This window comes from Streptomyces ficellus (assembly GCF_030406405.1).
Taxonomy (GTDB): Bacteria; Actinomycetota; Actinomycetes; order Streptomycetales; family Streptomycetaceae; genus Streptomyces; species Streptomyces ficellus_B.
Window position 1 is genome coordinate 1 of record NZ_JAUEPL010000049.1, and the last position, 22363, is coordinate 22363.

Annotated in this window: 23 protein-coding genes; 16 read left to right on the forward strand and 7 right to left on the reverse strand. The window is 71.7% G+C overall.

All coding sequences use genetic code 11. From position 1 onward, the window contains the following. The 4 genes from sucB to QWM81_RS25410 form a co-directional block, all read left to right on the forward strand. Positions 1-1132 (forward strand): 2-oxoglutarate dehydrogenase, E2 component, dihydrolipoamide succinyltransferase (gene sucB / locus QWM81_RS25395; RefSeq protein ID WP_290114676.1); only part of this gene is annotated, 1132 nt, incomplete at its 5' end. 154 nt (positions 1133-1286) lie between these two features. Next, positions 1287-1910 carry a GntR family transcriptional regulator gene (locus QWM81_RS25400; protein ID WP_290114677.1) on the forward strand — a complete coding sequence of 208 codons (624 nt, stop codon included), beginning with the start codon at positions 1287-1289 and terminating at the stop codon, positions 1908-1910. Between the two features lie 252 nt (positions 1911-2162). Further along, positions 2163-4856 carry a pyruvate dehydrogenase (acetyl-transferring), homodimeric type gene (gene aceE / locus QWM81_RS25405; RefSeq protein ID WP_290114678.1) on the forward strand — a complete coding sequence of 898 codons (2694 nt, stop codon included), beginning with the start codon at positions 2163-2165 and terminating at the stop codon, positions 4854-4856. 55 nt (positions 4857-4911) lie between these two features. Beyond that, positions 4912-5877: a helix-turn-helix transcriptional regulator gene (locus QWM81_RS25410; protein ID WP_290114679.1), complete on the forward strand. Its 966-nt coding sequence runs from the start codon at positions 4912-4914 to the stop codon at positions 5875-5877. Here the strand turns inward: QWM81_RS25410 and QWM81_RS25415 are convergent. Further along, complete coding sequence (locus tag QWM81_RS25415; RefSeq protein WP_290114680.1) at positions 5868-6899, reverse strand: SDR family oxidoreductase; 1032 nt, start codon at positions 6897-6899, stop codon at positions 5868-5870. The two genes, QWM81_RS25410 and QWM81_RS25415, sit on opposite strands and share 10 nt — an antisense overlap. 98 nt (positions 6900-6997) lie before the next feature. Between QWM81_RS25415 and QWM81_RS25420 the strand changes: the two genes are divergently transcribed. After that, complete coding sequence (locus QWM81_RS25420) at positions 6998-7516, forward strand: DUF4240 domain-containing protein (protein WP_290114715.1); 519 nt, start codon at positions 6998-7000, stop codon at positions 7514-7516. A 42-nt stretch (positions 7517-7558) separates the two neighbouring features. On the opposite strand, the gene QWM81_RS25425 is transcribed toward QWM81_RS25420, so the two are convergent. Then, positions 7559-8074: a GNAT family N-acetyltransferase gene (locus tag QWM81_RS25425; RefSeq protein ID WP_290114681.1), complete on the reverse strand. Its 516-nt coding sequence runs from the start codon at positions 8072-8074 to the stop codon at positions 7559-7561. A gap of 34 nt (positions 8075-8108) precedes the next feature. Between QWM81_RS25425 and QWM81_RS25430 the strand changes: the two genes are divergently transcribed. Continuing rightward, a complete protein-coding gene (locus QWM81_RS25430) occupies positions 8109-9002 on the forward strand; it encodes a TIGR01777 family oxidoreductase (protein WP_290114682.1) in 894 nt (297 codons plus the stop codon). Between the two features lie 229 nt (positions 9003-9231). Continuing rightward, positions 9232-10509 carry an NAD(P)/FAD-dependent oxidoreductase gene (locus QWM81_RS25435; protein ID WP_290114683.1) on the forward strand — a complete coding sequence of 426 codons (1278 nt, stop codon included), beginning with the start codon at positions 9232-9234 and terminating at the stop codon, positions 10507-10509. Between the two features lie 104 nt (positions 10510-10613). On the opposite strand, the gene QWM81_RS25440 is transcribed toward QWM81_RS25435, so the two are convergent. Then, positions 10614-11294, reverse strand: coding sequence for a hypothetical protein (locus QWM81_RS25440; RefSeq protein WP_290114684.1), 681 nt, complete (start codon positions 11292-11294; stop codon positions 10614-10616). A 102-nt stretch (positions 11295-11396) separates the two neighbouring features. Next, complete coding sequence (locus tag QWM81_RS25445) at positions 11397-12842, reverse strand: NsdA family TPR-like regulatory protein (RefSeq protein ID WP_290114685.1); 1446 nt, start codon at positions 12840-12842, stop codon at positions 11397-11399. 284 nt (positions 12843-13126) lie between these two features. Here QWM81_RS25445 and lipB point away from each other — a divergent pair, with 284 nt between their 5' ends. From lipB to QWM81_RS25465, 4 genes are all read left to right on the forward strand, one after another. Continuing rightward, a complete protein-coding gene (lipB, locus tag QWM81_RS25450) occupies positions 13127-13972 on the forward strand; it encodes a lipoyl(octanoyl) transferase LipB (RefSeq protein WP_290114686.1) in 846 nt (281 codons plus the stop codon). Between the two features lie 154 nt (positions 13973-14126). Then, positions 14127-15080: a lipoyl synthase gene (gene lipA, locus QWM81_RS25455; protein WP_290114687.1), complete on the forward strand. Its 954-nt coding sequence runs from the start codon at positions 14127-14129 to the stop codon at positions 15078-15080. Between the two features lie 330 nt (positions 15081-15410). After that, a complete protein-coding gene (locus QWM81_RS25460) occupies positions 15411-15614 on the forward strand; it encodes an SCO2195 family GlnR-regulated protein (protein WP_290114716.1) in 204 nt (67 codons plus the stop codon). A 10-nt stretch (positions 15615-15624) separates the two neighbouring features. Continuing rightward, positions 15625-16329, forward strand: a complete 705-nt coding sequence (locus QWM81_RS25465; RefSeq protein ID WP_290114688.1) for a DUF4191 domain-containing protein — start codon at positions 15625-15627, stop codon at positions 16327-16329. 79 nt (positions 16330-16408) lie between these two features. Here the strand turns inward: QWM81_RS25465 and QWM81_RS25470 are convergent, their stop codons facing one another. Continuing rightward, positions 16409-16876: an RDD family protein gene (locus QWM81_RS25470; RefSeq protein WP_290114689.1), complete on the reverse strand. Its 468-nt coding sequence runs from the start codon at positions 16874-16876 to the stop codon at positions 16409-16411. 209 nt (positions 16877-17085) lie between these two features. Here QWM81_RS25470 and glnA point away from each other — a divergent pair, with 209 nt between their 5' ends. From glnA to QWM81_RS25485, 3 genes are all read left to right on the forward strand, one after another. After that, positions 17086-18495 (forward strand): type I glutamate--ammonia ligase, encoded by a 1410-nt coding sequence (gene glnA, locus QWM81_RS25475; RefSeq protein ID WP_290114690.1) that lies wholly within the window; start codon positions 17086-17088, stop codon positions 18493-18495. A 203-nt stretch (positions 18496-18698) separates the two neighbouring features. Then, positions 18699-18986, forward strand: a complete 288-nt coding sequence (locus QWM81_RS25480; RefSeq protein ID WP_290114691.1) for a CHAP domain-containing protein — start codon at positions 18699-18701, stop codon at positions 18984-18986. A 26-nt stretch (positions 18987-19012) separates the two neighbouring features. Continuing rightward, positions 19013-19432, forward strand: a complete 420-nt coding sequence (locus tag QWM81_RS25485) for a hypothetical protein (RefSeq protein WP_290114692.1) — start codon at positions 19013-19015, stop codon at positions 19430-19432. Between the two features lie 181 nt (positions 19433-19613). Here the strand turns inward: QWM81_RS25485 and QWM81_RS25490 are convergent, their stop codons facing one another. Continuing rightward, positions 19614-19889 carry a hypothetical protein gene (locus tag QWM81_RS25490; RefSeq protein ID WP_290114693.1) on the reverse strand — a complete coding sequence of 92 codons (276 nt, stop codon included), beginning with the start codon at positions 19887-19889 and terminating at the stop codon, positions 19614-19616. A gap of 132 nt (positions 19890-20021) precedes the next feature. On the opposite strand from QWM81_RS25490, the gene QWM81_RS25495 reads away from it, so the two are divergent. Next, positions 20022-20384, forward strand: a complete 363-nt coding sequence (locus tag QWM81_RS25495; protein WP_290114694.1) for an arsenate reductase family protein — start codon at positions 20022-20024, stop codon at positions 20382-20384. A gap of 116 nt (positions 20385-20500) precedes the next feature. Continuing rightward, entirely contained in the window at positions 20501-21190 is a 690-nt protein-coding gene (locus tag QWM81_RS25500; protein WP_290114695.1) for an SCO2207 family protein, read from the forward strand. A gap of 34 nt (positions 21191-21224) precedes the next feature. On the opposite strand, the gene QWM81_RS25505 is transcribed toward QWM81_RS25500, so the two are convergent. Further along, the gene (locus tag QWM81_RS25505; protein WP_290114696.1) at positions 21225-22193 is read right to left on the reverse strand and encodes a Gfo/Idh/MocA family protein; all 969 of its coding nucleotides are present in this window, start codon (positions 22191-22193) and stop codon (positions 21225-21227) included. Positions 22194-22363 lie beyond the last annotated feature (170 nt).

The window sequence follows — 22363 nt, forward strand, 5'->3', positions numbered from 1 at the left end:
GCGCTCCAGCTCTACCGCGACCGGCTCACCCCCACAGCCGCCCTGGCCGAGCCGTACGCCCTGGCCAGCGACCCCGACAGGGCCGCCGCCGACGCGCACGAGGCTGGCACAGGCCCCCCCCCCCCCCCCGGCCCCGGCGCCCGCCCCGACGGCTCCCGCTGCCGCCCCCGCCCCCGCCGCCGCACAGCCGGCGGAGGACGGCGCGTACGTGACCCCGCTGGTCCGCAAGCTCGCCGCCGAGAACGGTGTCGACCTCGCGACGGTCAAGGGCACCGGCGTCGGCGGCCGCATTCGCAAGCAGGACGTCCTCGCCGCCGCCGAGGCCGCGAAGGCCGCCGCCGCTGCCCCGGCTCCGGCCGCCGCCGCCCCGGCCGCCGCCGCGAAGGCCCCGGCGCTGGAGGCGTCCCCGCTGCGCGGCCAGACGGTCAAGATGACCCGCATGCGCAAGGTCATCGGCGACAACATGATGAAGGCGCTGCACACGCAGGCCCAGCTGACCTCGGTCGTCGAGGTCGACATCACCAAGCTGATGAAGCTGCGCAACCGCGCGAAGGACGCGTTCGCCGCCCGCGAGGGCGTGAAGCTCTCCCCGATGCCGTTCTTCGTGAAGGCGGCGGCCCAGGCGCTGAAGGCCCACCCGGTCATCAACGCCCGGATCAACGACGACGAGGGCACGATCACGTACTTCGACACGGAGAACGTCGGCATCGCCGTGGACTCCGAGAAGGGCCTGATGACGCCGGTCATCAAGCACGCGGGCGACCTGAACATCGCGGGCATCGCCAAGGCCACCGCCGAGCTGGCGGGCAAGGTCCGCAGCAACAAGATCACCCCGGACGAGCTGTCCGGCGCGACCTTCACGATCAGCAACACCGGCTCGCGCGGTGCGCTGTTCGACACGGTCATCGTGCCGCCGAACCAGGTCGCCATCCTGGGCATCGGCGCCACCGTCAAGCGCCCGGTGGTCATCGACCACCCGGACCTGGGCGAGACCATCGCGGTGCGCGACATGACGTACCTGGCGCTCTCCTACGACCACCGTCTGGTGGACGGCGCCGACGCGGCCCGCTACCTGACGGCCGTCAAGGCGATCCTGGAGGCCGGCGAGTTCGAGGTCGACCTCGGCCTGTAACCCCCAGCCGTACGACGACGGCGCCCCCGGCCGGATGCCCTCCGGCCGGGGGCGCCGTCGTCGCGTGACGGGCGTCTCCCGCACGGAGCAGCCGCAAGCGGTTACCGGGCGGAATAATGGCGATCAACCGCCGCAGCCGCGAAGGAGCACCCCCATGACCCCGCCCGTCGTCCACTCGCTGCGCGAGCAGATCCGCGAGCACATCGTGGAGGGCATCGTCAGCGGCCGCTGGAAGCCGGGTGAGCGGATCGTCGAGCGGCGCATCGCCACGGAGCTGGCGGTCAGCCAGACGCCCGTACGCGAGGCGCTGCGCGAGCTGGAGAGCCTGCGGCTGATCGAGTCGGCGCCGAACAAGGGCGTACGGGTACGGAACCTCACCGCGGCGGACCTGGAGGAGAGTTACCCGGTCCGGGCCGGTCTGGAGCAGATCGCCGCCGAGCTGGCGGCCGACCGGCTGGGCGAGGACTGCTCGGCCCTGGAGCCGCATGTCGCGGCGCTGTACGAGGCCGACGCCCGCGCGGACGGCACGGCGCAGGTGCGGCACACGGTGGCGTTCCACCGGGAGCTGGTGCGGGCCGCGCGCAACAGTGTGCTGCTGCACACCTGGGAGGGCCTGGGCATCGAGGTCTTCACGGCGCTGTCGATCCGCTGGCTCGGCACCGTACAGAAGTCGTACGCGGAGGAGCACGAGGAGCTCGTCCAGGCATTCCGCCGCCGGGATCCGCGCATCGGCGTCCTGGTGAAGGAACACGTCCTCGGCTGTGCCCCGCGCGCGTAGCCGCCGGCCCCGCTCATCGGGCGGCGCGCACGCTCATCAGCGAGGACGACCTGCGAAAACAAGGCACCCGGTGCCCATTTTCCTGGCACCCAATGCCTACTTTGGCCCGTGAGGGCATATTTTTGGCTCAACACTTTGATCGATCATCGATCACGGTCGTACAGTCGTCCGCGGACTTCAACAAGAGGTCTCTCGCCCTGTCCTGCCAAGACCAAGGGCTCCACACCCCTTCGACTCCGGAAGGCGGCGATCATGACGACCGACCCCACCCGCATCCAGCCGAGCGAGCTCGACCAGCTGCCGGACCGCGACCCCGAGGAGACCGCCGAGTGGCAGGCGTCCCTCGACGCCGTCGCCAAGGCCGCCGGGCCGCACCGCGCCGCGTACCTGATGCGTCGCACCCTGGAGCGCGCCGAGGGCGCCGGTCTCGCGCTGCCCAAGCTGCTCGAAACCGACTACGTCAACACCATCCCCACCGCCGCCGAGGCCGGCTACGGCTTCGACGGCGACGAGGCGATGGAAGCGAAGATCACCGCCTGGAACCGCTGGAACGCGGCGGCCATGGTGAGCCGCGGTTCCAAGTACGGCGTCGGCGGCCACATCGCCACCTTCGCCTCCGCCGCCTGGCTCTACGAGACCGGCTTCAACCACTTCTTCCGCGGCAAGGAGCAGGACGGCTCCGGCGACCAGCTCTACATCCAGGGCCACGCCTCCCCCGGCATCTACGCCCGCGCCTTCCTCGACGGCCGCCTGACCGAGGCGCACCTGGACAAGTTCCGCCAGGAGTCCGGCGGCGACGGCCTGCCGTCCTACCCGCACCCCCGCCGCCTGCCGTGGCTGTGGGAGTTCCCGACCGTCTCGATGGGCCTCGGCCCGCTGTCGGCGATCTACCAGGCGCGCTTCAACCGCTACCTGACCAACCGGAACATCAAGGACGTCTCGAACTCCCACGTGTGGGCGTTCCTCGGCGACGGCGAGATGGACGAGCCGGAGTCGACGGCGGCCCTCGCGCTCGCCGCCCGTGAGGAGCTCGACAACCTCACCTTCGTCATCAACTGCAACCTCCAGCGCCTCGACGGCCCCGTCCGCGCCAACTTCAAGATCGTGCAGGAGCTGGAGGCCCAGTTCCGCGGCGCCGGCTGGAACGTCGTGAAGTCGCTGTGGGGCAACGCCTGGGACGAGCTGTTCCAGCTCGACACCACGGGCGCGCTCGTACGCCGGCTGCGCGAGGTACCGGACGCGCAGATCCAGACGTACCAGACCCGCGACGCCGCCTACATCCGCGAGGACTTCTTCGGCAAGGACCCGGCCCTGGTCGAGATGGCGAAGCTGCTGTCCGACGACAAGATCATCGAGTGCTTCCAGCACTCGCGCGGCGGCCACGAGCCGCGCAAGGTCTTCGCGGCCTACAAGGCGGCCCTGGAGCACAAGGGCGCGCCGACCGTGATCCTCGCCCAGACGGTCAAGGGCTTCACGCTCGGCAAGGGCTTCGAGTCCAAGAACGCCAACCACCAGATGAAGAAGCTGTCGGTGGAGGAGTTCAAGGACATGCGGGACCTGCTGGGCCTGCCGATCCCGGACTCCGCGTTCGTCGACGGCCAGGTGCCCTACGGCCACCCCGGCGCCGGCTCCCCCGAGGTCCGCTACCTCCAGGAGCGCCGCGCGGCCCTCGGCGGCCCCGCCCCGGCCCGCCGCGTCCAGCCGGTGGCGCCGCTGCCGGCGCCGGCCGACAAGACGTTCACCGCCTTCGACAAGGGCTCCGGCAGCCAGTCGGTGGCGACCACCATGGCGTTCGTACGCCTGATGAAGGACCTGATCCGCGACAAGCAGACCGGCAGGCGCTGGGTGCCGATCGTCCCGGACGAGGCCCGCACCTTCGGTATGGAGTCGCTGTTCCCGTCGCTCGGCATCTACTCGCCGAAGGGCCAGACGTACGAGCCGGTCGACCGCGACCAGCTGATGTACTACCGCGAGGCCAAGGACGGCCAGATCCTCAACGAGGGCATCACCGAGGCCGGCTCGATGGCCGACTTCATCGCCGCGTCGACCGCGTACTCCACGCACGGCGAGCCGATGATCCCCTTCTACATCTTCTACTCGATGTTCGGCTGGCAGCGCACGGCCGACCAGATGTGGCAGCTCGGCGACCAGCTCGGCCGCGGCTTCCTCGTCGGCGCCACCGCCGGCCGCACCACGCTGACCGGTGAGGGCCTCCAGCACGCGGACGGCCACTCCCCCGTCATCGCGGCGACCAACCCGGCCGCGCTGACGTACGACCCGGCGTTCGCCTACGAGGTGGCCGCGATCGTCAAGGACGGCTTGCGCCGGATGTACGGCGAGGCGGCCCCGGGCGAGGACCCGAACGTCTTCTACTACCTGACCGTCTACAACGAGCCGATGCCCCAGCCGGCCAAGCCCGAGGGCGTGGACGAGGGCATCATCAAGGGCCTGTACCGCTTCAAGGAGGGCACGCCCGTCACGGCCGACGCGCCGCGCATCCAGCTGCTGTCGTCCGGTACGGCCATCCACTGGGCGCTGAAGGCCCAGGACATGCTGGCCGCCGAGTGGGGCGTGAGTGCCGACGTGTGGTCCGCGACCTCGTGGACCGAGCTGCGGCGCGACGCGCTGGAGGCCGACGCGGCGCTGCTGCGCGGCGAGGAGCGGGTGCCGTACGTCCGCCAGGCGCTGGCCGACGCGCAGGGCCCGGTGCTGGCGGTCAGCGACTACATGCGCCAGGTCCCGGACCAGATCGCGCAGTGGGTCGAGCAGGACTACAGCTCGCTCGGCGCGGACGGCTTCGGCCTGTCGGATACCCGCGAGGCGGCCCGCCGCCACTTCGGCGTGGACGCCGAGTCCATCGTGGTCGCCTCCCTGGCCCAGCTCGCCAAGCGCGGTGAGGTCCCGGCCTCGGTGGTGAAGGACGCCCGCGAGCGCTACGGGCTGTAAGGGTCCCGTCCTCAGGAGCCCCCGCTTCGGCGGGGGCTTCTTGCATGATGTGGACATGCGTGCTGCCCGGCTGATCAAGATGGTGCTCCTGCTCCAGTCGCGGCCGTCCATGACCGCCGCCGAGCTGGCGCGTGAGCTGGAGGTCTCGGAGCGGACGATCACGCGGGACGCGCTCGCGCTGTCGGAGGCGGGGGTTCCGGTGTACGCGGACCGCGGGCGGGCGGGCGGGTACCGGCTGATCGGCGGGTACCGCACGCGGCTGACCGGGCTCGCGCGCAGCGAGGCGGAGGCGCTGTTCCTGTCGGGGGTGCCGGGAGCCCTGCGCGAGATGGGGCTGGCGGACGCGGCGTCGGCGGCCCGGCTGAAGGTGTCGGCCGCGCTGATGCCGTCGCTGCGGGACGCGCCGACCTCGGCGGCGCAGCGGTTCCACCTGGACGCGCCGGGCTGGTACCAGGAGCCCGAGACGCCCGAGCTGCTGCCCGTCATCGCGGAGGCGGTGTGGGACGACCGGCTGGTGTCGGTGCGCTACCGGCGCGCGGAGGTCGAGGTGGACCGGGAGCTGGCGCCGTACGGGCTCGTGCTGAAGGCGGGCGTGTGGTACCTGTGCGCCCGCGTGGAGGAGTCGTACCGGGTGTACCGCGTCGACCGGTTCGCCGCCGTGGCCCTCGGCGACGACCGGTTCGTACGGGATGAGGAGTTCGACCTGCCGGGGTTCTGGGAAGAGCGGGCGGCGCAGTTCGCCCGCTCGATCCTGCGTACGGAGGTGGTGGTGCGGGTGACGGAGGCCGGGGCGCGCGGACTGCCGTACGTGACGGACCGGGCCGCCGCCCGCGAGGCGCTGGAGGCGGCCGGTCCGCCCGACGCGGAGGGCCGTGTGACGCTCACCCTGCCGGTGGAGTCGGAGGAGGTCGCCTACAGCCAGCTCCTGGCGCTCGGGCCTGAGGCGGAGGTGCTGGAGCCGCCGTCGCTGCGGGAGCGGTTCGCCGAGGCGGCGGCCCGGATGGCGGCCCTTTACCGGTAGTCGTCGGCGGTCGCGTCCTTGCCGCCGTGCACCACGTCGATGAAGTACGCCCAGCCGTCGGGCCGGGAGCCGTCGGTGTCGGTGAAGCCGTAGACCTTGGCGAGCTGCCCGCTGGAGAGCGACTGGCCGTTCCAGCGGTGGCGGTCGGGGTCGGCGGCGAGCGCGGCGGCGGCGCGGCCGACGTACGCGGGCGACTCGGCGACGGCGAAGTGCGGCTCGTTCTTCACCGCGTCGCGCCAGTTCTCCTCCCGTACGCCGTAGATGTCGAGCATGATCTCGGAGCGGAGGTAGCCGGGGGTGAGCGCGACCGCCGTGCCTCCCACCTCCTTCAGGTCCTCGCCCAGGGCGAAGGCCATGCGCAGGGGCGCGTTCTTGGCGAGGTCGAAGTAGAAGTTCTCGCGGAAGCGCGTTCCGTTGTACTCGGCCGTCCCGTCCGTCATCTCGATGACCAGCCCGCCCGGGTGCCGGATCAGCAGTGGCAGGGCGAAGCTGCTGGTGATGACATGGCTGCGGACGCCGAGCTCCAGCATCCGCAGGCCCTGGCCGAGATCCGTCTCCCACATCTTCTTGCCCCAGGGGATGAGGTGGTCGCCGCCCCAGAGGCTGTTGACGAGGATGTCGAGCCGTCCGCGCTCCTGCTCGATACGGGTGATCAGGTCCCGTACCTGGTCGGGGTCGAGGTGGTCGGTGGGTACGGCGATGCCCTCGCCGCCCGCCGCGGTGACCAGTTCGGCGGTCTCCTCGATCGTCTCGGTCGGCCGGCCGACCTCGCTGGTGCGGCTACGGGTGGTGCGGCCGGTGACGTACACGGTGGCCCCGGCGGCGCCGAGCTCGACGGCGATGGCACGGCCCGCGCCGCGTGTCGCGCCCGCGACGAGGGCGATCCTCCCGGTGAGGGGCGTGCTGTCCGTCGTGTTGTCCGTCGTGTTGTCCGTCGTGCTGTCCGTCGTGTTGTCCGTCGTGTTGTCCGTCGTGCTGTTGGTCCTGCTGGTGGTCGTGCTCTCCGTGTTCTGGTGGGTCATACGACGACGCTCGCACTGAAATACGACATCTGCTGTCCGGTTTCTTTTTGGCCGCTGGGCGTGCACGGGGCCCCCTGACCCCCGATGCTTGTCCCGTGATGGACGAGACGGAGTTCTGGGAGATCATCGACACGACCCGCGAGGCCGCCGAGGGCGACCCCGAGGACCACGCCGAGCTGCTCGTCGAGCGACTGCTACAGCTCGATCCCGACTCCGTGCTGGACTTCGCCCGGCACTTCGAGGCCCGCTACAACCGCGCGTACACCTGGGACCTGTGGGGCGCCGCCGCCGTACTGCTGGGCGGCGCGAGCGACGACGCCTTCGACTACTTCCGCTGCTGGCTGATCGGCCAGGGCCGGGAGGTGTTCGAGGGGGCGGTGCACGACCCGGACTCGCTCGCCGAACTGCTGGACGACTTCGACGAGGAGATCGACGGGGACGGCGAGGAGCTGGGGTACGCGGCGGACGAGGCGTACGAGCAGCTGACCGGGACCGTGGCGCCGGACCTGGGCATCCCGCCGCAGCCCCCCGAACCCGAGGGCACGCCGTTCGACTTCGACGACGACGAGGCCCTGGCGGAGCGCTTCCCACGGCTCTGGGAACGCTTCGGGGCCTGAGGGCAATGAGGGCCTGAGGGCCTGAGGATCGGGCGTCGGCCGTCAGCCGTTGTCCAGCAGGCTGCGTCCCATGAGGACGTCGTCCACATACCGCCCGTGCAGATGGAACTCCCCCGGCAGTACGCCCTCGACGGCGAAGCCCTCGGACTTGTAGAGCCTGCGCGCAGGCGTGTTGTGGCCCAGCACCCGCAGGGTCATACGCGTCGCGCCCTGGCGGCGTGCCTCCTCGAACGAAGCCCGCAGCAGGGCCCGCCCGACGCCCCGGCCGCGCGCCCACCCGGCCACGGCGAGGCCCTGGATCTGGCGTACGTGCGCGTTGCAGGCCAGTCGCGTGGCGGGCACGAGCCGCAGGTACCCGGCGACGCGGCCGCTGTCGTCCACCGCGACCAGGAAGTCCCCCGGGCGGTGGGTGGAGTCGAAGAACGGATCGTACGGCGGCTGCGGCGCGGGCTGTACGGCGTGCAGCGGCGACCAGGTGGCGCGGTCGAGCTCGGCGAGCGCCGCGTCGTCCTCGGGTCGTGCGCGGCGTATGCGTATGCCGGTGTACGGGGCGGTCATGACCGTCACTGTGCCACGAGGGCAGGATGTGCCCATGAGAATTTCTCGCATCGCGGTCACCGGCTCCACCGGTCTCATCGGCACGGCCCTGGTCCGCTCGCTGCGGGCCGACGGACACGAGGTCGTCCGGCTCGTGCGGCGCCCCGCGCGGGCCGGTGACGAGGTGGAGTGGGACCCCAAGCGGCAGTACGTCGACGTGGCCGGCCTGGTCGGCTGCGACGCCGTCGTCCACCTCGCGGGCGCGGGCGTCGGTGAACGCCGCTGGACAGAGGCGTACAAGAGGGAGATCCGGGAGAGCCGGGTGCTGGGCACCGCCGCGATCGCGGAGGCCGTCGCCTCCCTGGACGTGCCGCCGAAGGTCCTGGTCTGCGGTACGGCGATCGGCTACTACGGCGACACGGGGTCGCGCGCGGTGGACGAGACCGCTCCGGCGGGCGAGGGGTTCCTGCCGTCGGTGTGCGTCGACTGGGAGGAGGCGGCCGGCGCGGCGGAGGAGGCGGGCGTCCGCGTCGTGTACGCCCGCACCGGGCTGGTGGTCGCGCGCGGGGGCGGCGCGTGGGGGCCGCTCTTCCCGCTGTTCCGGGCCGGGCTGGGCGGGCGGCTGGGCTCGGGTGAGCAGTTCTGGAGCTTCATCTCCCTGCACGACGAGATCGCCGCGCTCAGGCACCTGGTGGACGACGAGTCGCTGTCCGGCCCGGTGAACCTGACCGCGCCCGAACCGGTCACCAACCGGGAGGTCACGGCCGCGATGGGCCGCGTCCTGCGGCGCCCGACCCTCCTGCCGGTCCCGGCGGCGGCGCTGCGGATCGCGCTGGGCGACTTCGCGGCGGACGTGCTGGGCAGCCAGCGCGTACTGCCGGCGCGGCTCCTGGAGTCCGGCTTCCGCTTCGCCTTCCCGACGATCGACACGGCCATCGCGGCGGCGTGACGCCCGGCGGGCGCCGGTGCTGGGCGAGGGCCCAGGGGGCGGCCGTGCTGGGCGGGGGGCCCGGGGGGCGGCGCGCGGCGTGCGACCCCGTGCTTCGGTGACCCCCCGCGCGCGCGTGACCGGGGCCGGGGGCCCGCTCATACTCTCGGGTACCGAACGTGAGTATTCCTAGGCTCTGTCACGGGCATGAGCCCCCCACGCACCGAACCGCCACCCCGGGGAGGGACACGTGCTCAGTAGCGCACGCGCACGCCACGCGGACGTCGTCATCGTAGGAGCCGGGATCGCCGGACTGTCCGCGGCTCATCAGCTGACCAGTGCGGGAGCGACGGTCAGCGTCCTGGAAGCCGCCCCCCACGTCGGCGGCCGGATGGCCACCGCGCACGTCGACGGGTTCCGGCTGGACCGGACGGGGCAGTTGCTCAGTACCTCGTACCCCGGCCTCGACAGCGCCGACCTGCGGCTCTTCCAGCCGGGCATCCTGGTGCACAGCGACGGCCGGCTGCACCGGACCGGTGATGCCTCCAGGGGCGGAGCGCTGACCCGGGCGCGCGCGATCGCGAGCGGCCCGCGCCCGCTGGACCAGGCCCGGCTCGGCGCGGCGCTCGCGCGGCTCGCGGCGACGCCGACCGCCCGGCTGCTGGCCCGCCCGGAGCGCCCGGCGCTGGACACGCTGGCGGGCCGCGGGCTGCCGGCGCGCACCGTCAGCGGGTTCCTGCGGCCGCTGCTGTCGGCGCTGCTGAGCGACCCGGACCTGACCACGTCCAGCCGCTGCGCCGACCTCGCGCTGCGCGGCTTCGCGCGCGGCCGGCTGTGCGTGCCGGCGGGCGGCGCCGCGACGCTCCCGGAGCGGCTGGCGGCCGCGCTGCCGCCCGGCACGGTGAAGACGGGCGTCCACGTCAAGGACGCGTCGATCAGCAAGGTGGTCACCGCCGAGCACGGCGAGCTGAGCTGCCGCTGTCTGGTCGTGGCCACCGGCGCCCGCGCCGCCGCCGAGCTGCTGCCGGGCCTGCGCGTACCGGCGTTCCACCCGGTCACGGTGGTGCACCACACCGCGCCCGCCGTGCCGCTGCCGGACGCGGCGCTCGTCCTGGACGCCGACCGCACCGGCCCGGTCTCGCACTCGGCCGTGATGAGCGAGGTCGACCCGTCGCGGGCCCCGCGCGGCCGCGTGCTGATCAGTTCCACCGTGCTCGGCGCCCCGCCGGACCGGCTGGACCAGCGGGTCAGGAGCCAGCTGGCCGGCCTGTACGGGACGGCGACCGACGACTGGGAGCTGCTGGACGTCCATCACGACCCCGAGGCCGTCCCCGCCATGCCGCCGCCGCACGATCCGCGGCGGCCGGTCCGGCTGCTGGGCGGGCTGTACGTGTGCGGCGACCACCGGGACACCAGCACCGTCGAGGGCGCGTTCCGCTCGGGCCGCCGCGCCGCGGAGGCGGTCCTCCGCGACCTCGGCATCGCGCCCGCGTACCGCGAAGCCGCCGTGAGCGCCGCGGCGGCCTAGGCAGTGGCCTCGCGCGGCGGCGCCGTCCGCCCGGAGTCCTTCCGGGGCGGACGGCGTCTGCCTGCCCGACCGGGCCCGGGAGCGTAGGGGCGCAGGGGCGGAGGTCAGGAGCCGCTGGTGCCCTTGAGCGCTCCAGCGACGAAGTTCTTCGTCAGGGCGGCGGCCGACTCCATCGGCACGTGCTGTCCTTGCGGGGGAAAGAAGTCGACCACGCCGGCCGCGCCGTAGTTCGCCCAGAAGCAGGTGGTCATGGGCAGGGTGTCGGCGGTGTTGTGGCCGCACTTCACCACCAGGGTGCGGCTGGTGAAGGCCCGTGGTTCGCCGATGAGGTCGCGGCCGTAGCTCTTGCTCAGCGACATGGACTGTTCGAAGATCTCGTCCAGTGACGCCGTGGGGTCCGCGACCTTGTCGTACAGGTTCGTCCTGGCGGTGAAGTCGGGTACCGACGCCGACGCCGTGCCTTCGCGGAGGGTGATGCGCGGACTGCCGGAGCAGGAGATCTCGTCCGCGTGATCGTCGGCTTCGTCCGCGACCTCCTTCAGCCCGTCGTCGCCCGAGACGCTGATGTCGAGGCCCTGGCCGAACCGGAAGCCCCCGTCGCCCTCGTCGCACACGAGGCCTTCCATCGCCGGCACGACGGCCTTCTCGTACCGGATACCCGGGTCGGCGGCGAGCTTCTCCTGCGCCGGCGGCGCGGCCTTGGCGGGAGCACTCGGCTCGCCGTCCGGCTGCTTGCCGGACCCGCATCCCACGACGATCGTTCCCACGGCCACAACGGCCGCCACGGTCCTCCACCTGGTCACGTCCGCCGACTCCCCCCGAGAGTGCTGATGGTGATCAATGCCTCGGCGATCCTACGGCAGCGTCGTGAGTCGACCCCCGAGGGTCTAGCCGATCGCCCCCACCCGGTCGCGGTAGTTCCGTACCGCCGTGGCGTCCCGGTAGGGCTCAAGGCGGCGCTCGAAGTCCCGTACGTACTCCGTGGCGCGGGCCGAGCGCATCTCGGAGGCCTGCTGGGCGGCCTCCGCCCCCAGCGCGCACGCCTGGTCCAGCTCTCCGAGACCGAGGCGGGCGGTGGCGAGCACGACACGGCAGAAGAGGCGGCTGCGCGCGAAGGCGGGGGCGCGCAGTTGGAGGGAGCGTTCCGCGTGCTGGACGGCGGCCCGGTACTGCTGGAGGTCCCGGTGGCAGTGGCCGAAGTCGTCGGCGAGCTGGGCCTCGTCGAAGAATCGCGCCCAGTACGGCACGTCGTCGCCGGGCCGGGCCGTGTCCAGGGCCCGTTCGGCCCGGACGAGGGAGGAGGTGCACGCCCGCACCTCGCCGAGGACGGCGTGCCCGCGCGCCTCGACGGAGTGCAGCATCGCCTGGACGACGGGCGGCGCGGAGGAGCCGACGCCCTGCTGGGCGACGCGCGCCAGCTGTACGGCTTCGCGCCCGTGGCCGAGGTAGACGGCCTGGCGGCTCATGGTGATCAGGACGTAACTGCCGTACGCGCGGTCCCCGGCGGCCTGGGAGAGCCGCAGGGCCTGGACGAAGTACCGCTGGGCGAGGCCGTGCGCGGCGATGTCGTACGAGGTCCAGCCGGCCAGCCGGGTCAGATCGGCGGCCGCGGCGAACAGCCGCCGCCCGACCGTCTCGCCGTAGACGCCGCGCAGCATGGGCTCGGCCTCGTGTTCGAGGTAGCGGACGAGGGCCTGGCGGGCGTGCCCGCCGCCGTACGCGTGGTCGAGGGTGCGGAACAGCTCGGCGACGGAGCGCAGCGCGGCGATGTCGCCGCCCGTGACGCGCTGGCCGGGCCCGCGGTCGGTGGAGCGCTGGCGCGGCACGGAGGCGCGGCCCTGCGCGGGGACACGGGCTTCGGTGCCGGGGCCGGGTTCGCCGCGGCCGACGCGCTCGTCGGCGCGGCCGATCAGCCAGTCGCGGCTGGGCACGACGAGACCGGCCGGGGTGAACGCGATCTTGCGGAGCTCGGCGTGGCTGCCGGAGTCCTTGCGCCACAGGCCGCTGACGATGTCGACGGCCTCCTCGGGCGTGGCGGCGAATTCGAGTCCTGCGTATACCGGCGCGCAGGCGTCGAGGCCCAGGTCCTGGGCGGACAGCCGACGCCCGAGGCGGCGGGTGAAGACCTCGGCGATCAGCGCCGGTGTGGTGCCGCGTGGCTGCTGGCCGCGCAGCCAGCGGGTGACCGACGTCTTGTCGTACCGCAGGTCGAGGCCGTGTTCGAGACCGAGCTGGTCGACCCGTCTGGCGAGGCCGGCGTTGGAGAACCCCGCTTCGGCGATGAGGGCGGCGAGCTGGCGGTTGGGGGTGCGCTGCGGGGGGCGATCCGTCATCAGCTGTGCGGTCTCCTGCCTTGCCTTCCGGGCCGGGGTGCAGTCCCCCTTGGATCGGCGCGAATTTAACCGCCTCCGACGTCCGTACCGCCGCCTTCGTCCCACATTCATCCGATCGTGTGAGGATTGGGGCGGTGCTGACGGGCCGCTGCGGGAACGTACCTGCCCGTCTGCCACCGGCGGACCCGCCGTACAGTGGCGGGGGCGCGATGAATGCACGCTGCAAGGTTCTGGCGCAAGGTTCTCGCGCAAGGTTCGCTGCAAGGTTCTAGGGAGGCGTTGCCGTGAGTGAGCTGCGATTCGTCCATGTGGGCTTCGGCGCGGAAGCCGTCGAGTACCGGCGCGCGTGGGACAAGCAGCGCGAGGTGCACGCCGCCCGTTTCGCGGACGAGATCCCGGACACCTGCCTGCTGCTGGAGCACCCGCCGGTGTATACGGCCGGGCGGCGCACGCAGGACAGCGAGCGCCCGCTGGACGGAACGCCGGTCGTCGACGTCGACCGCGGCGGCAAGATCACCTGGCACGGCCCCGGCCAGCTCGTCGGCTACCCGATCATGAAGCTGCCGCGCCCGGTGGACGTCGTGGCGCACGTACGCCGCCTGGAGGAGGCGCTGATCCGTACGGCGGCGGAGTTCGGCCTGGAGACCACCCGGGTCGAGGGCCGCAGCGGGGTGTGGGTGCTGGGCGACCCGGTGCAGGAGCGCCCCTCGCCGGGCGGGCTGTCGCTGGACTTCGACCCGCGCCTGGAGGACGAGGAGTTCGACCCCCGCCTGAACGGCCCGGAGTACGCCCCGTCCAACGCGGGCCAGCGCCGCGAGGACCGCAAGCTCGCGGCGATCGGCATCCGCGTGGCCAAGGGCGTCACGATGCACGGCTTCGCGCTGAACGTGAACCCGGACAACACCTGGTTCGACCGGATCGTGCCGTGCGGCATCCGGGACGCGGGCGTGACGTCGCTCGCGAACGAACTGGGCCGTGACGTGACGATTGCCGAGGTGCTCCCGGTGGTGGAGAGGCATCTGCGGGACGTACTGGGGAGCGCGGAGCTCAGGCCCCGCGAGATCGAGCGGGAGGCGCAGCCGGCGCCCGCCGGGGCGCAGGTACAGCCGTCGCCCGCCGGGGCCGCCTGACCGCCTGGGCACGGGCCTCACCCGGGCGTGCGTACGCGTCTGGGACCGGCCTGGGAATGCCCCTCACCGGCCCGAGGTTGGCCAGGGGCGAAGCCACATTTTTATCGGGCGTACCCTGGTGTTCGCCGAGGAATCGAAGCCGTAGGAGCCAGCCGTGTCCGCAGTCGCACCCGACGGACGCAAGATGCTGCGCCTGGAGGTCCGGAACAGCCAGACCCCCATCGAGCGCAAGCCCGAGTGGATCAAGACCCGGGCGAAGATGGGCCCCGAGTACAACCAGCTCCAGAAGCTCGTCAAGAGCGAGGGGCTGCACACGGTCTGCCAGAAGGCGGGCTGTCCGAACATCTTCGAGTGCTGGGAGGACCGCGAGGCGACCTTCCTCATCGGCGGCGACCAGTGCACCCGGCGCTGCGACTTCTGCCAGATCGACACGGGCAAGCCGCAGGCGCTGGACCGTGACGAGCCGCGCCGCGTGGGCGAGTCGGTCGTCACGATGGACCTGAACTACGCCACGATCACCGGCGTCGCGCGCGACGACCTGGAGGACGGCGGCGCCTGGCTGTACGCGGAGACGGTGCGCCGGATCCACGCGATGACCGCCGGGCGCGAGGGCGGCCACACCAAGGTCGAGCTGCTGATCCCCGACTTCAACGCCGTACCCGCGCAGCTGGCCGAGGTCTTCTCCGCCCGCCCCGAGGTGCTGGCGCACAACGTCGAGACCGTGCCGCGGATCTTCAAGCGCATCCGCCCCGGCTTCCGTTACGAGCGCTCGCTTCAGGTCATCACCAAGGCCCGCGAGGCCGGTCTGGTGACCAAGTCGAACCTGATCCTGGGCATGGGCGAGACCCGCGAGGAGGTCAGCGAGGCGCTCCAGCACCTGTACGACGCGGGCTGCGAGCTCATCACGATCACCCAGTACCTCCGCCCCTCGGTGCGCCACCACCCGGTGGAGCGGTGGGTCAAGCCGCAGGAGTTCGTGGAGCTGAAGGAGGAGGCCGACGAGATCGGCTTCTCCGGCGTGATGTCCGGACCGCTGGTCCGTTCCTCCTACCGTGCCGGCCGCCTCTTCCAGCAGGCGATGGAGCGGCGCGGCGAAGCGGCCGTGTGAATCGCCGCACAACAACTTACCGGCGGGTAGCGCCGGAGCGGCCGCGGTCCGGACATGCCCCCAGGTGAGGGGCGTGTACGGGCCGCGTCGGCATTCCGACCCCAGGCGTCAGGGCTTCACCCGTGTTTGACCGGTCGGTCATGCCCTGGTAACACCAGTCTGTAACGCTCTTTGCACACACCGCGCATGCCCCGCGCACGAGCCGCCGCGCGGAGCCGCGCACCCCCCACTCCCGCTGAACCCGCTCCCAGGGAGGACTTCGAGATGCAGGCCGCGACTCAGCAGGTACGCGAGGCACATCGGGCGCGCCGGGCACGCCACGTACACGAGGTGGGCGAAGTCCGGGCCAACGCCTTCCCGTCGGTCACCGACGCTCTGCGCGCCGTCGAGGCACTGCTGCTCAGCGGCGGCCAGCGCACCGCCCGCCGCAACGCCTGGACGTCCGTGCTGGAGGACCGGCGCCGGGCCAAGGACCGGGTGGAGGCCCTGCACGTACTGGAGGCCGTGTCGGACCGCGCTTCCCGGGCCACGTAAACTTCACAGCATGGCGAGGAAGGCAAAATCAGACAGCGGTGACGCCGCTGCGAACCCCGGGCGACTGAAGCAGATCGCCCTGACGTACAAGATGACCCGAAAGGCCGATCCCAAGGTCGGTCTTGTCGTCGCGGGCGTGGGAATCGTCGTCTTCGGCGTCCTCCTCGCGATCGGCTTCCTGATCGGGCACCCGGTCTACCTGGGCATTCTGGGCTTCCTGCTGGCTTTCCTCGCCATGGCGATCGTCTTCGGACGCCGCGCCGAGCGGGCGGCCTTCGGGCAGATGGAGGGCCAGCCGGGCGCGGCGGCCGCCGTCCTGCAGAACGTGGGCCGCGGCTGGACGACCACCCCCGCGGTCGCGATGAACCGCCACCAGGACGTCGTCCACCGCGCGGTCGGCAAGGCCGGCATCGTGCTGGTCGCCGAGGGCAACCCCAACCGGCTCAGGACGCTGCTGGCGGCCGAGAAGAAGCGGATGGCCCGCGTCGTGGACGTACCGGTGCACGACATCATCGTCGGCAAGGGCGAGGGCCAGGTGCCGCTGAACAAGGTCCGTACGACCATGCTGAAGCTGCCGCGCGTCCTCACCGGCCCGCAGGTGACGCAGGCCAACGACCGGCTGCGCGCGATGGGCGACCTGATGAGCAACATGCCGCTGCCGAAGGGTCCGATGCCCAAGGGCATGCGGATGCCGCGCGGCGGAAAGATGCGCTAGGCGTACGACGCTCCGCATACGACAAGGGGCGCCCCCGCCACGAAGGCCGGGGGCGCCCCTTTTCGTATGCGTATCCGTATCAGTTCCGCACCTGCACCGCCCGCGAGAGGCGGTCGTGCAGTCCGCGGCCGTCGCGGTCCCAGATGAGCGCGGGAATGGCGAGGCACAGCAGGGCGCTGCGCACGGCGACCCGTCCGAGACCCAGCCGCTCGCCGTCGACCGAGATGACGCGCAGACCGAGCAGCCGCTTACCGGGCGTGCTGCCGACCGTGCCGACGGTGAGCACGTTGAGTACGAAGAGGACGACCACGGCCCAGTTGCCGGCGGCCGCCTGGTCACCCCGCGCGATCAGGCCGTATGCGATCACCATGCACAGGGTCCAGTCGATGAACAGGGCGCCGAACCGCCGCCCGAGCGGCGCGATGGAACCGGGGCCCTCCTGCGGCAGACCGAGCCGTTGACCCCGGTAGCCGAAGTCGGCACCCATCTCCTCGGCTGCCGCGCGCGGCCCGGAGAGCCACGATCCGATTGCTTGCCTGTTGTCCACCCGTCCACGGTACTGCGACCGCTTTCGATCACTTCGACCCGGGTCTGTTCGCGCGCACAAGCCCCCGCGCCGGTTAACTTGGTCGAAACAAATGGGTCACGCTTGAGAAATCCCGCGTCCCTAGGGTCAGAACCAGCGTGTGCCACCGCACTGGCCGCACGACCGAGCTACAACCCCGCCCTCCCCTGGGTGGGAGTAGGAGGAGTTGGATGTTCCAGAACGCCGATGACGCCAAGAAGTTCATCGCGGACGAGGACGTCAAGTTCGTCGACGTCCGGTTCTGCGACCTGCCGGGCGTGATGCAGCACTTCACGATCCCGGCCAAGGCGTTCGACCCGGCCGAGGAGCTGGCCTTCGACGGCTCGTCGATCCGTGGTTTCCAGGCCATTCACGAGTCGGACATGGCGCTGCGCCCCGACCTGTCGACGGCCCGTGTGGACCCGTTCCGCCGTGACAAGACGCTGAACATCAACTTCTTCATCCACGACCCGATCACGGGCGAGCAGTACAGCCGCGACCCGCGCAACATCGCCAAGAAGGCCGAGGCCTACCTCGCCTCCACCGGCATCGCGGACACCGCGTTCTTCGGCCCCGAGGCCGAGTTCTACGTCTTCGACTCGGTGCGGTTCAACACCACGGCCAACGAGGGCTTCTACCACATCGACTCCGAGGCCGGCGCCTGGAACACCGGTGCGCTGGAGGACAACCGCGGCTACAAGGTCCGCTACAAGGGCGGCTACTTCCCGGCCCCGCCGGTCGACCACTTCGCCGACCTGCGCGCCGAGATCTCCCTGGAGCTGGAGCGCTCCGGCCTCCAGGTCGAGCGCCAGCACCACGAGGTGGGCACCGCCGGCCAGGCCGAGATCAACTACAAGTTCAACACGCTGCTGGCCGCGGCCGACGACCTGATGCTCTTCAAGTACATCGTGAAGAACGTCGCCTGGCGCAACGGCAAGACCGCGACCTTCATGCCCAAGCCGATCTTCGGCGACAACGGCTCCGGCATGCACGTCCACCAGTCCCTGTGGCAGGGCGGCGAGCCGCTCTTCTACGACGAGCAGGGCTACGCGGGCCTGTCGGACACCGCCCGCTACTACATCGGCGGCATCCTCAAGCACGCCCCGTCCCTCCTCGCCTTCACCAACCCGACGGTGAACTCCTACCACCGCCTGGTCCCCGGCTTCGAGGCCCCGGTCAACCTGGTCTACTCGCAGCGCAACCGCTCCGCGGCGATGCGCATCCCGATCACGGGCTCGAACCCGAAGGCCAAGCGCGTCGAATTCCGCGCCCCGGACCCGTCCTCGAACCCGTACCTGGCCTTCTCGGCCCTGCTGCTGGCGGGCCTCGACGGCATCAAGAACAAGATCGAGCCGGCCGAGCCGATCGACAAGGACCTCTACGAGCTCGCCCCCGAAGAGCACGCGGGCGTCCCCCAGGTCCCGACCGACCTCTCCTCCGTCCTGACCGCCCTGGAGGAGGACAACGAGTACCTCCAGGCGGGCGGCGTCTTCACGTCCGACCTGATCGAGACGTGGATCGACTACAAGCGCACCAAGGAAATCGCCCCGATCCAGCTCCGCCCGCACCCGCACGAGTTCGAGCTGTACTTCGACATCTAAGAGGCATGGTCGGGCGACCTGGGCCGGACCCCTGTAAACAGGCTGTGACCTGGGAAAACCCTTCTCGGTAGTTCTCACTGTCACCGCCTGCCTTCCGCCCCCTTGTGCACCGCGTGCGCACCGCCCGGCCAACCCTCCGACTTGCTGTCAGAAACGCCGCGAGGGCCGCTACCCCAAAGCCGGGTAGCGGCCCTCGCCGGTTTGTGGACAGCTACACCTGGACCGCTGCGGCGAACCTGCGTCAGCACCTGAAGAACTACCGGGGCGGTCGCGAGATCTCACGCTACGATGCCCGGCCAGGCGACGTGATCTTCGGCTACTACACCTCTTCCAAGAGGTGGAACCACACCGGGGTCGTCACCGCGGCCAAGGGAGGCAACATCAGCATCACCCAGCACGGCCGCAAGACCCACACCACTCTCAACCAGTGGTTCAAGGGCAACAAGCACCTCAGCGCCATCAGCATCATCCGACCGGGGAAGCGCAGTTGAGCCGGGCGCGCCGATCGGTGTGGCTGGTGGGAGCACTCGTGCTGCTGCTCGGCGGCTGCGACGCCCTGTCCACCGACAAGACCCCCGATCGTGTAAAGGACGGCACCGCCGAGCTCGACCTGACCGTCACCGGGCGCCCCACCCCCGGCAGCCTCGCCACCGCCGAGCATGTCCTGGCCCGCCTCAAGGCCCGCGACGCCAATGGCCTGGCCGAGGTGGCAGGGGAGGACAGTGGCACCGAGGAGGAAGCGAAGCGCTGGGTGGCCCGCTGGGGTGACGCCGCCCAGCGCCCCGCCACGGCGGACTTCGCCCTGGGTGAGCAGGAAGCCTCCGTGGACGTCCGTTTCGCCGGTGAACGCTCCACGTTGTCACTTCTGCTCCTGCCGAAGGACGAGGAGACCCCTTACGACGACAGGTTCGTGGTCGTTCTCCGGAAGGACCGGTGAGGTGATGACCAAGGGTCCCACCGGACACACGGCTGATCACAGAGGTCGCCGCAGCGCCTGATCGTAACGATCAGGCGGCTCGTGGCTCACGCAAGCGCTCGGCTGGGACCGCGGTCGGCTGCGAGGCCGTGCCCGCCGGCCTGGGAGGGCGGCGGGCACGGGACGCGCAGGTGGTCAGTGGTCAGCGGCTGGAGTGGATCAGCGCGCGGACCATCCGGCAGGTGGTGTCGGACGGCGGGTGGATTCCGAGGCGCTCCGCCGTGCTCCGTATCGTGTCGTTGTCAGCCTTCGACGGGTGGTAGACGCCCGAGTCGAGCAGGGCGATCGCCAGCCGCATGGCCTTGAGGCGGCGGTTGTGGGAGACGTACCACTCGCGGGGCCGTCCCGCCGGCAGTGGCTTCTTCTGCAGGGGCTTCCAGGGTTCGAGGGGCAGTGTCGTGAGTGCGGCAACGGCCATCGGCGACCTCCTGGTACGGGTGTGGGGACCCTCCCCCGGGCCCTCACGAACTCCCTCCATTTTACCGGCCACCACTGACAATCGGACCTGGTCGGCGCCGGTTTGAGGGGGTGTGGGAGTACGGTGACCGGCATGGAGATCTGGATCAATCCCGCCTGTTCCAAGTGCCGTGGCGCGCTCAAGCTGCTCGACGAGGAAGGGGCGGAGTACACCGTCCGCCGCTATCTGGAGGAGGTGCCGTCCCGCGAGGAGATCCGGGACGTGCTGGACCGGCTCGGCCTCGAACCGTGGGACATCACCCGCACCCAGGAAGCCGCCGCCAAGGAGCTCGGGCTCAAGGAGTGGCCGCGCGAAGCCGGTGCGCGCGAGCGGTGGATCACGGCACTGGTGGAACACCCGAAGCTGATCCAGCGCCCGATCATCACCGCCGACGACGGTACGGCGGTGGTGGCACGGACGGACGAAGCGGTCCGCGACGCGCTGAGCCGTTCGTAACCTCCGGGATAGCAGCGGGGGTTGAGAAGAAGCGCTTCGCCACTCGTACGTAGGGGCACACGGAACCGATCCGGCCGCCCGCTCGCGGTGCGGCCGGGGACAGGAGTCCCCCCAACGTGTCACGGAAGAAAACCCTCAGCGGTAAGAAGAAGCTCGCCCTGCTCGTCGGCGCGGTCGCGATGGTCGGCGGCACGGCGGTGGTGATGACCGGGACCAGCCAGGCGTCCGTCGCCTGCGACGGGCTGGCCACCGCACTGCGCAACAACGAGCAGTTCATCGCCGGCCAGCGCGCCGATCCCGACGCCCAGTCAGCGGCCCGGATCGCCAACCGGCAGGCGGTCATCGAGGAGATCAAGCGCAAGCAGGCCGCCTCCGGCTGCCAGGCCGGGCAGGGAGGCCGGGCCGAGGCGGGCGCCGGGGCCGGGGCCGGCGCGGGGGCCGGGGCCGGCGCGGGGGCCCAAAGCCAGGCTCCAGGGGGCGGCCCCAGTGCTCAGCCGCCCGGGCAGGGCCAGCAGGCCGGTGGCGAAGGGGGCGAGGCGGGCCAGGCCGGTCAGGCGGGCGAGGTGGTCTGTGCCGGTTCCACGGTGACCCTGTCGGGTGAGGGCGGCGCGCCGGCCGCGTCCAGCAACCAGTTCCCGATCGGTACGAAGCTGAAGGTGACCAACCTGGACAACGCCAAGTCCACGACCGTCGAGGTGAGGTCCACGTCCGGGAGCTGCGCCCTGCTGAACAACGCGGCCTTCGAGCAGGTGCGTGAGCCCGGCAAGTTCCTGATCCGCAAGGCCCGCATCGAGCGCGTCGGCTGACGGGCGCCGTACACAGGGCCGCGGAGGCGCGGCTTCAGTCGGCGAGCCGCGCCTCCGCCTGCGCCTCCGCCTGCGCCTCCGCTTCCGCTTCCGCTTCCGCTTCCGCCAGGATCTCCGTCACCCGCAGCCCGAACCGTACGTCGCAGGGGTGCGCCCGGCCGCTGCGTACCGCCCCCAGCAGCCCGTCCACCGCCGCCCCGAACGAGCCGACCGCGTCCGCCCATGAGGGCATCACCGCCCGCCCGTGATCGCCGAACAGCGCGATGCCCGCGTTCGCGGCCTTCGCCGGGGCGCTCAGGCTCAGCGTCACCGTGCTGCCCGCGCCCGACGCGTGGCCCAGCACCAGGTGCCGGGTGTCCCCCGCGCCCGTCACGGACGCCGACACCCCGGTCACATCGCCCAGCACGGGCAGCAGGACCGACAGCACGTGCGGGCCCACGTCCCACAGCCCTCCCTTCTCGCGGCGCCAGGGCGACGCGGCGTACGCACTGGCCGACGCTCCGGTCGAGACGCCGGCCGACGCGCCGGCCGGCCCGGGCGGGAACAGCGCGCCGAGCCAGTGCGCCTGCGCCAGGTACCAGCCGCCCAGCGCCGCCTGCTCCTCGATCCACGGGGCGGTGTCCGCGGCGAACCGCAGCGTGCAGAACACGACGGACGCCACCCCCGCCTTGCCCGCGGCCTCCGCCACCTCCCGCGCGGCCGCCACGCTCGTCGCGACCGGCTTGTCCAGCAGCAGATGGCACCCGGCCGCCGCGGCCCGCGCGGCCAGCGGCGCCTGGACGTCCGGCGGCAGCGCGAACGCGACCGCGTCGCTCGCCGCCAGCAACGCGTCCACGTCGTCGTACGCCCGCGTCCCATGGGCTGCGGCGAGCGCGGCCGCCGCCTCCGGGCGTCTCCCCCACACGCCGCTGAAGGCGATGCCGGGGTGCGCGGCGAGCGCGGGGGCGTGGGTGCGTCCGGCCCAGGGGCCAGTGCCGAGGAGTCCGATGCGCGGCTTGGTCATGCCCGCCAGTCTGCCCTTCGTATCCGTGTTCCATATCCGTCTTCGTATCCGCCTCCATGCTCTGCGGGCGTCCGCGAGCGCGGCGCATGGAAGCCTCGTATACGACGCCCACGGCTGCCGCCGGGATTCCCGCCGGGCCGCCCGGAGCGGCACATCGGCGAGCTGGTCAC

Excerpts from the sequence above, each read along its gene's own strand:
- QWM81_RS25445 (WP_290114685.1), bottom strand. The coding sequence starts at position 12,842 with ATGACGGATCGCCCCCCGCAGCGCACCCCCAACCGCCAGCTCGCCGCC.
- QWM81_RS25415 (WP_290114680.1), bottom strand. The coding sequence starts at position 6,899 with ATGACCCACCAGAACACGGAGAGCACGACCACCAGCAGGACCAACAGC.
- aceE (WP_290114678.1), top strand. The coding sequence starts at position 2,163 with ATGACGACCGACCCCACCCGCATCCAGCCGAGCGAGCTCGACCAGCTG.
- QWM81_RS25400 (WP_290114677.1), top strand. The coding sequence starts at position 1,287 with ATGACCCCGCCCGTCGTCCACTCGCTGCGCGAGCAGATCCGCGAGCAC.
- QWM81_RS25425 (WP_290114681.1), bottom strand. The coding sequence starts at position 8,074 with ATGACCGCCCCGTACACCGGCATACGCATACGCCGCGCACGACCCGAG.
- QWM81_RS25410 (WP_290114679.1), top strand. The coding sequence starts at position 4,912 with ATGCGTGCTGCCCGGCTGATCAAGATGGTGCTCCTGCTCCAGTCGCGG.
- QWM81_RS25465 (WP_290114688.1), top strand. The coding sequence starts at position 15,625 with ATGGCGAGGAAGGCAAAATCAGACAGCGGTGACGCCGCTGCGAACCCC.
- QWM81_RS25430 (WP_290114682.1), top strand. The coding sequence starts at position 8,109 with ATGAGAATTTCTCGCATCGCGGTCACCGGCTCCACCGGTCTCATCGGC.
- QWM81_RS25420 (WP_290114715.1), top strand. The coding sequence starts at position 6,998 with ATGGACGAGACGGAGTTCTGGGAGATCATCGACACGACCCGCGAGGCC.
- QWM81_RS25505 (WP_290114696.1), bottom strand. The coding sequence starts at position 22,193 with ATGACCAAGCCGCGCATCGGACTCCTCGGCACTGGCCCCTGGGCCGGA.
- QWM81_RS25495 (WP_290114694.1), top strand. The coding sequence starts at position 20,022 with ATGGAGATCTGGATCAATCCCGCCTGTTCCAAGTGCCGTGGCGCGCTC.
- glnA (WP_290114690.1), top strand. The coding sequence starts at position 17,086 with ATGTTCCAGAACGCCGATGACGCCAAGAAGTTCATCGCGGACGAGGAC.
- QWM81_RS25490 (WP_290114693.1), bottom strand. The coding sequence starts at position 19,889 with ATGGCCGTTGCCGCACTCACGACACTGCCCCTCGAACCCTGGAAGCCC.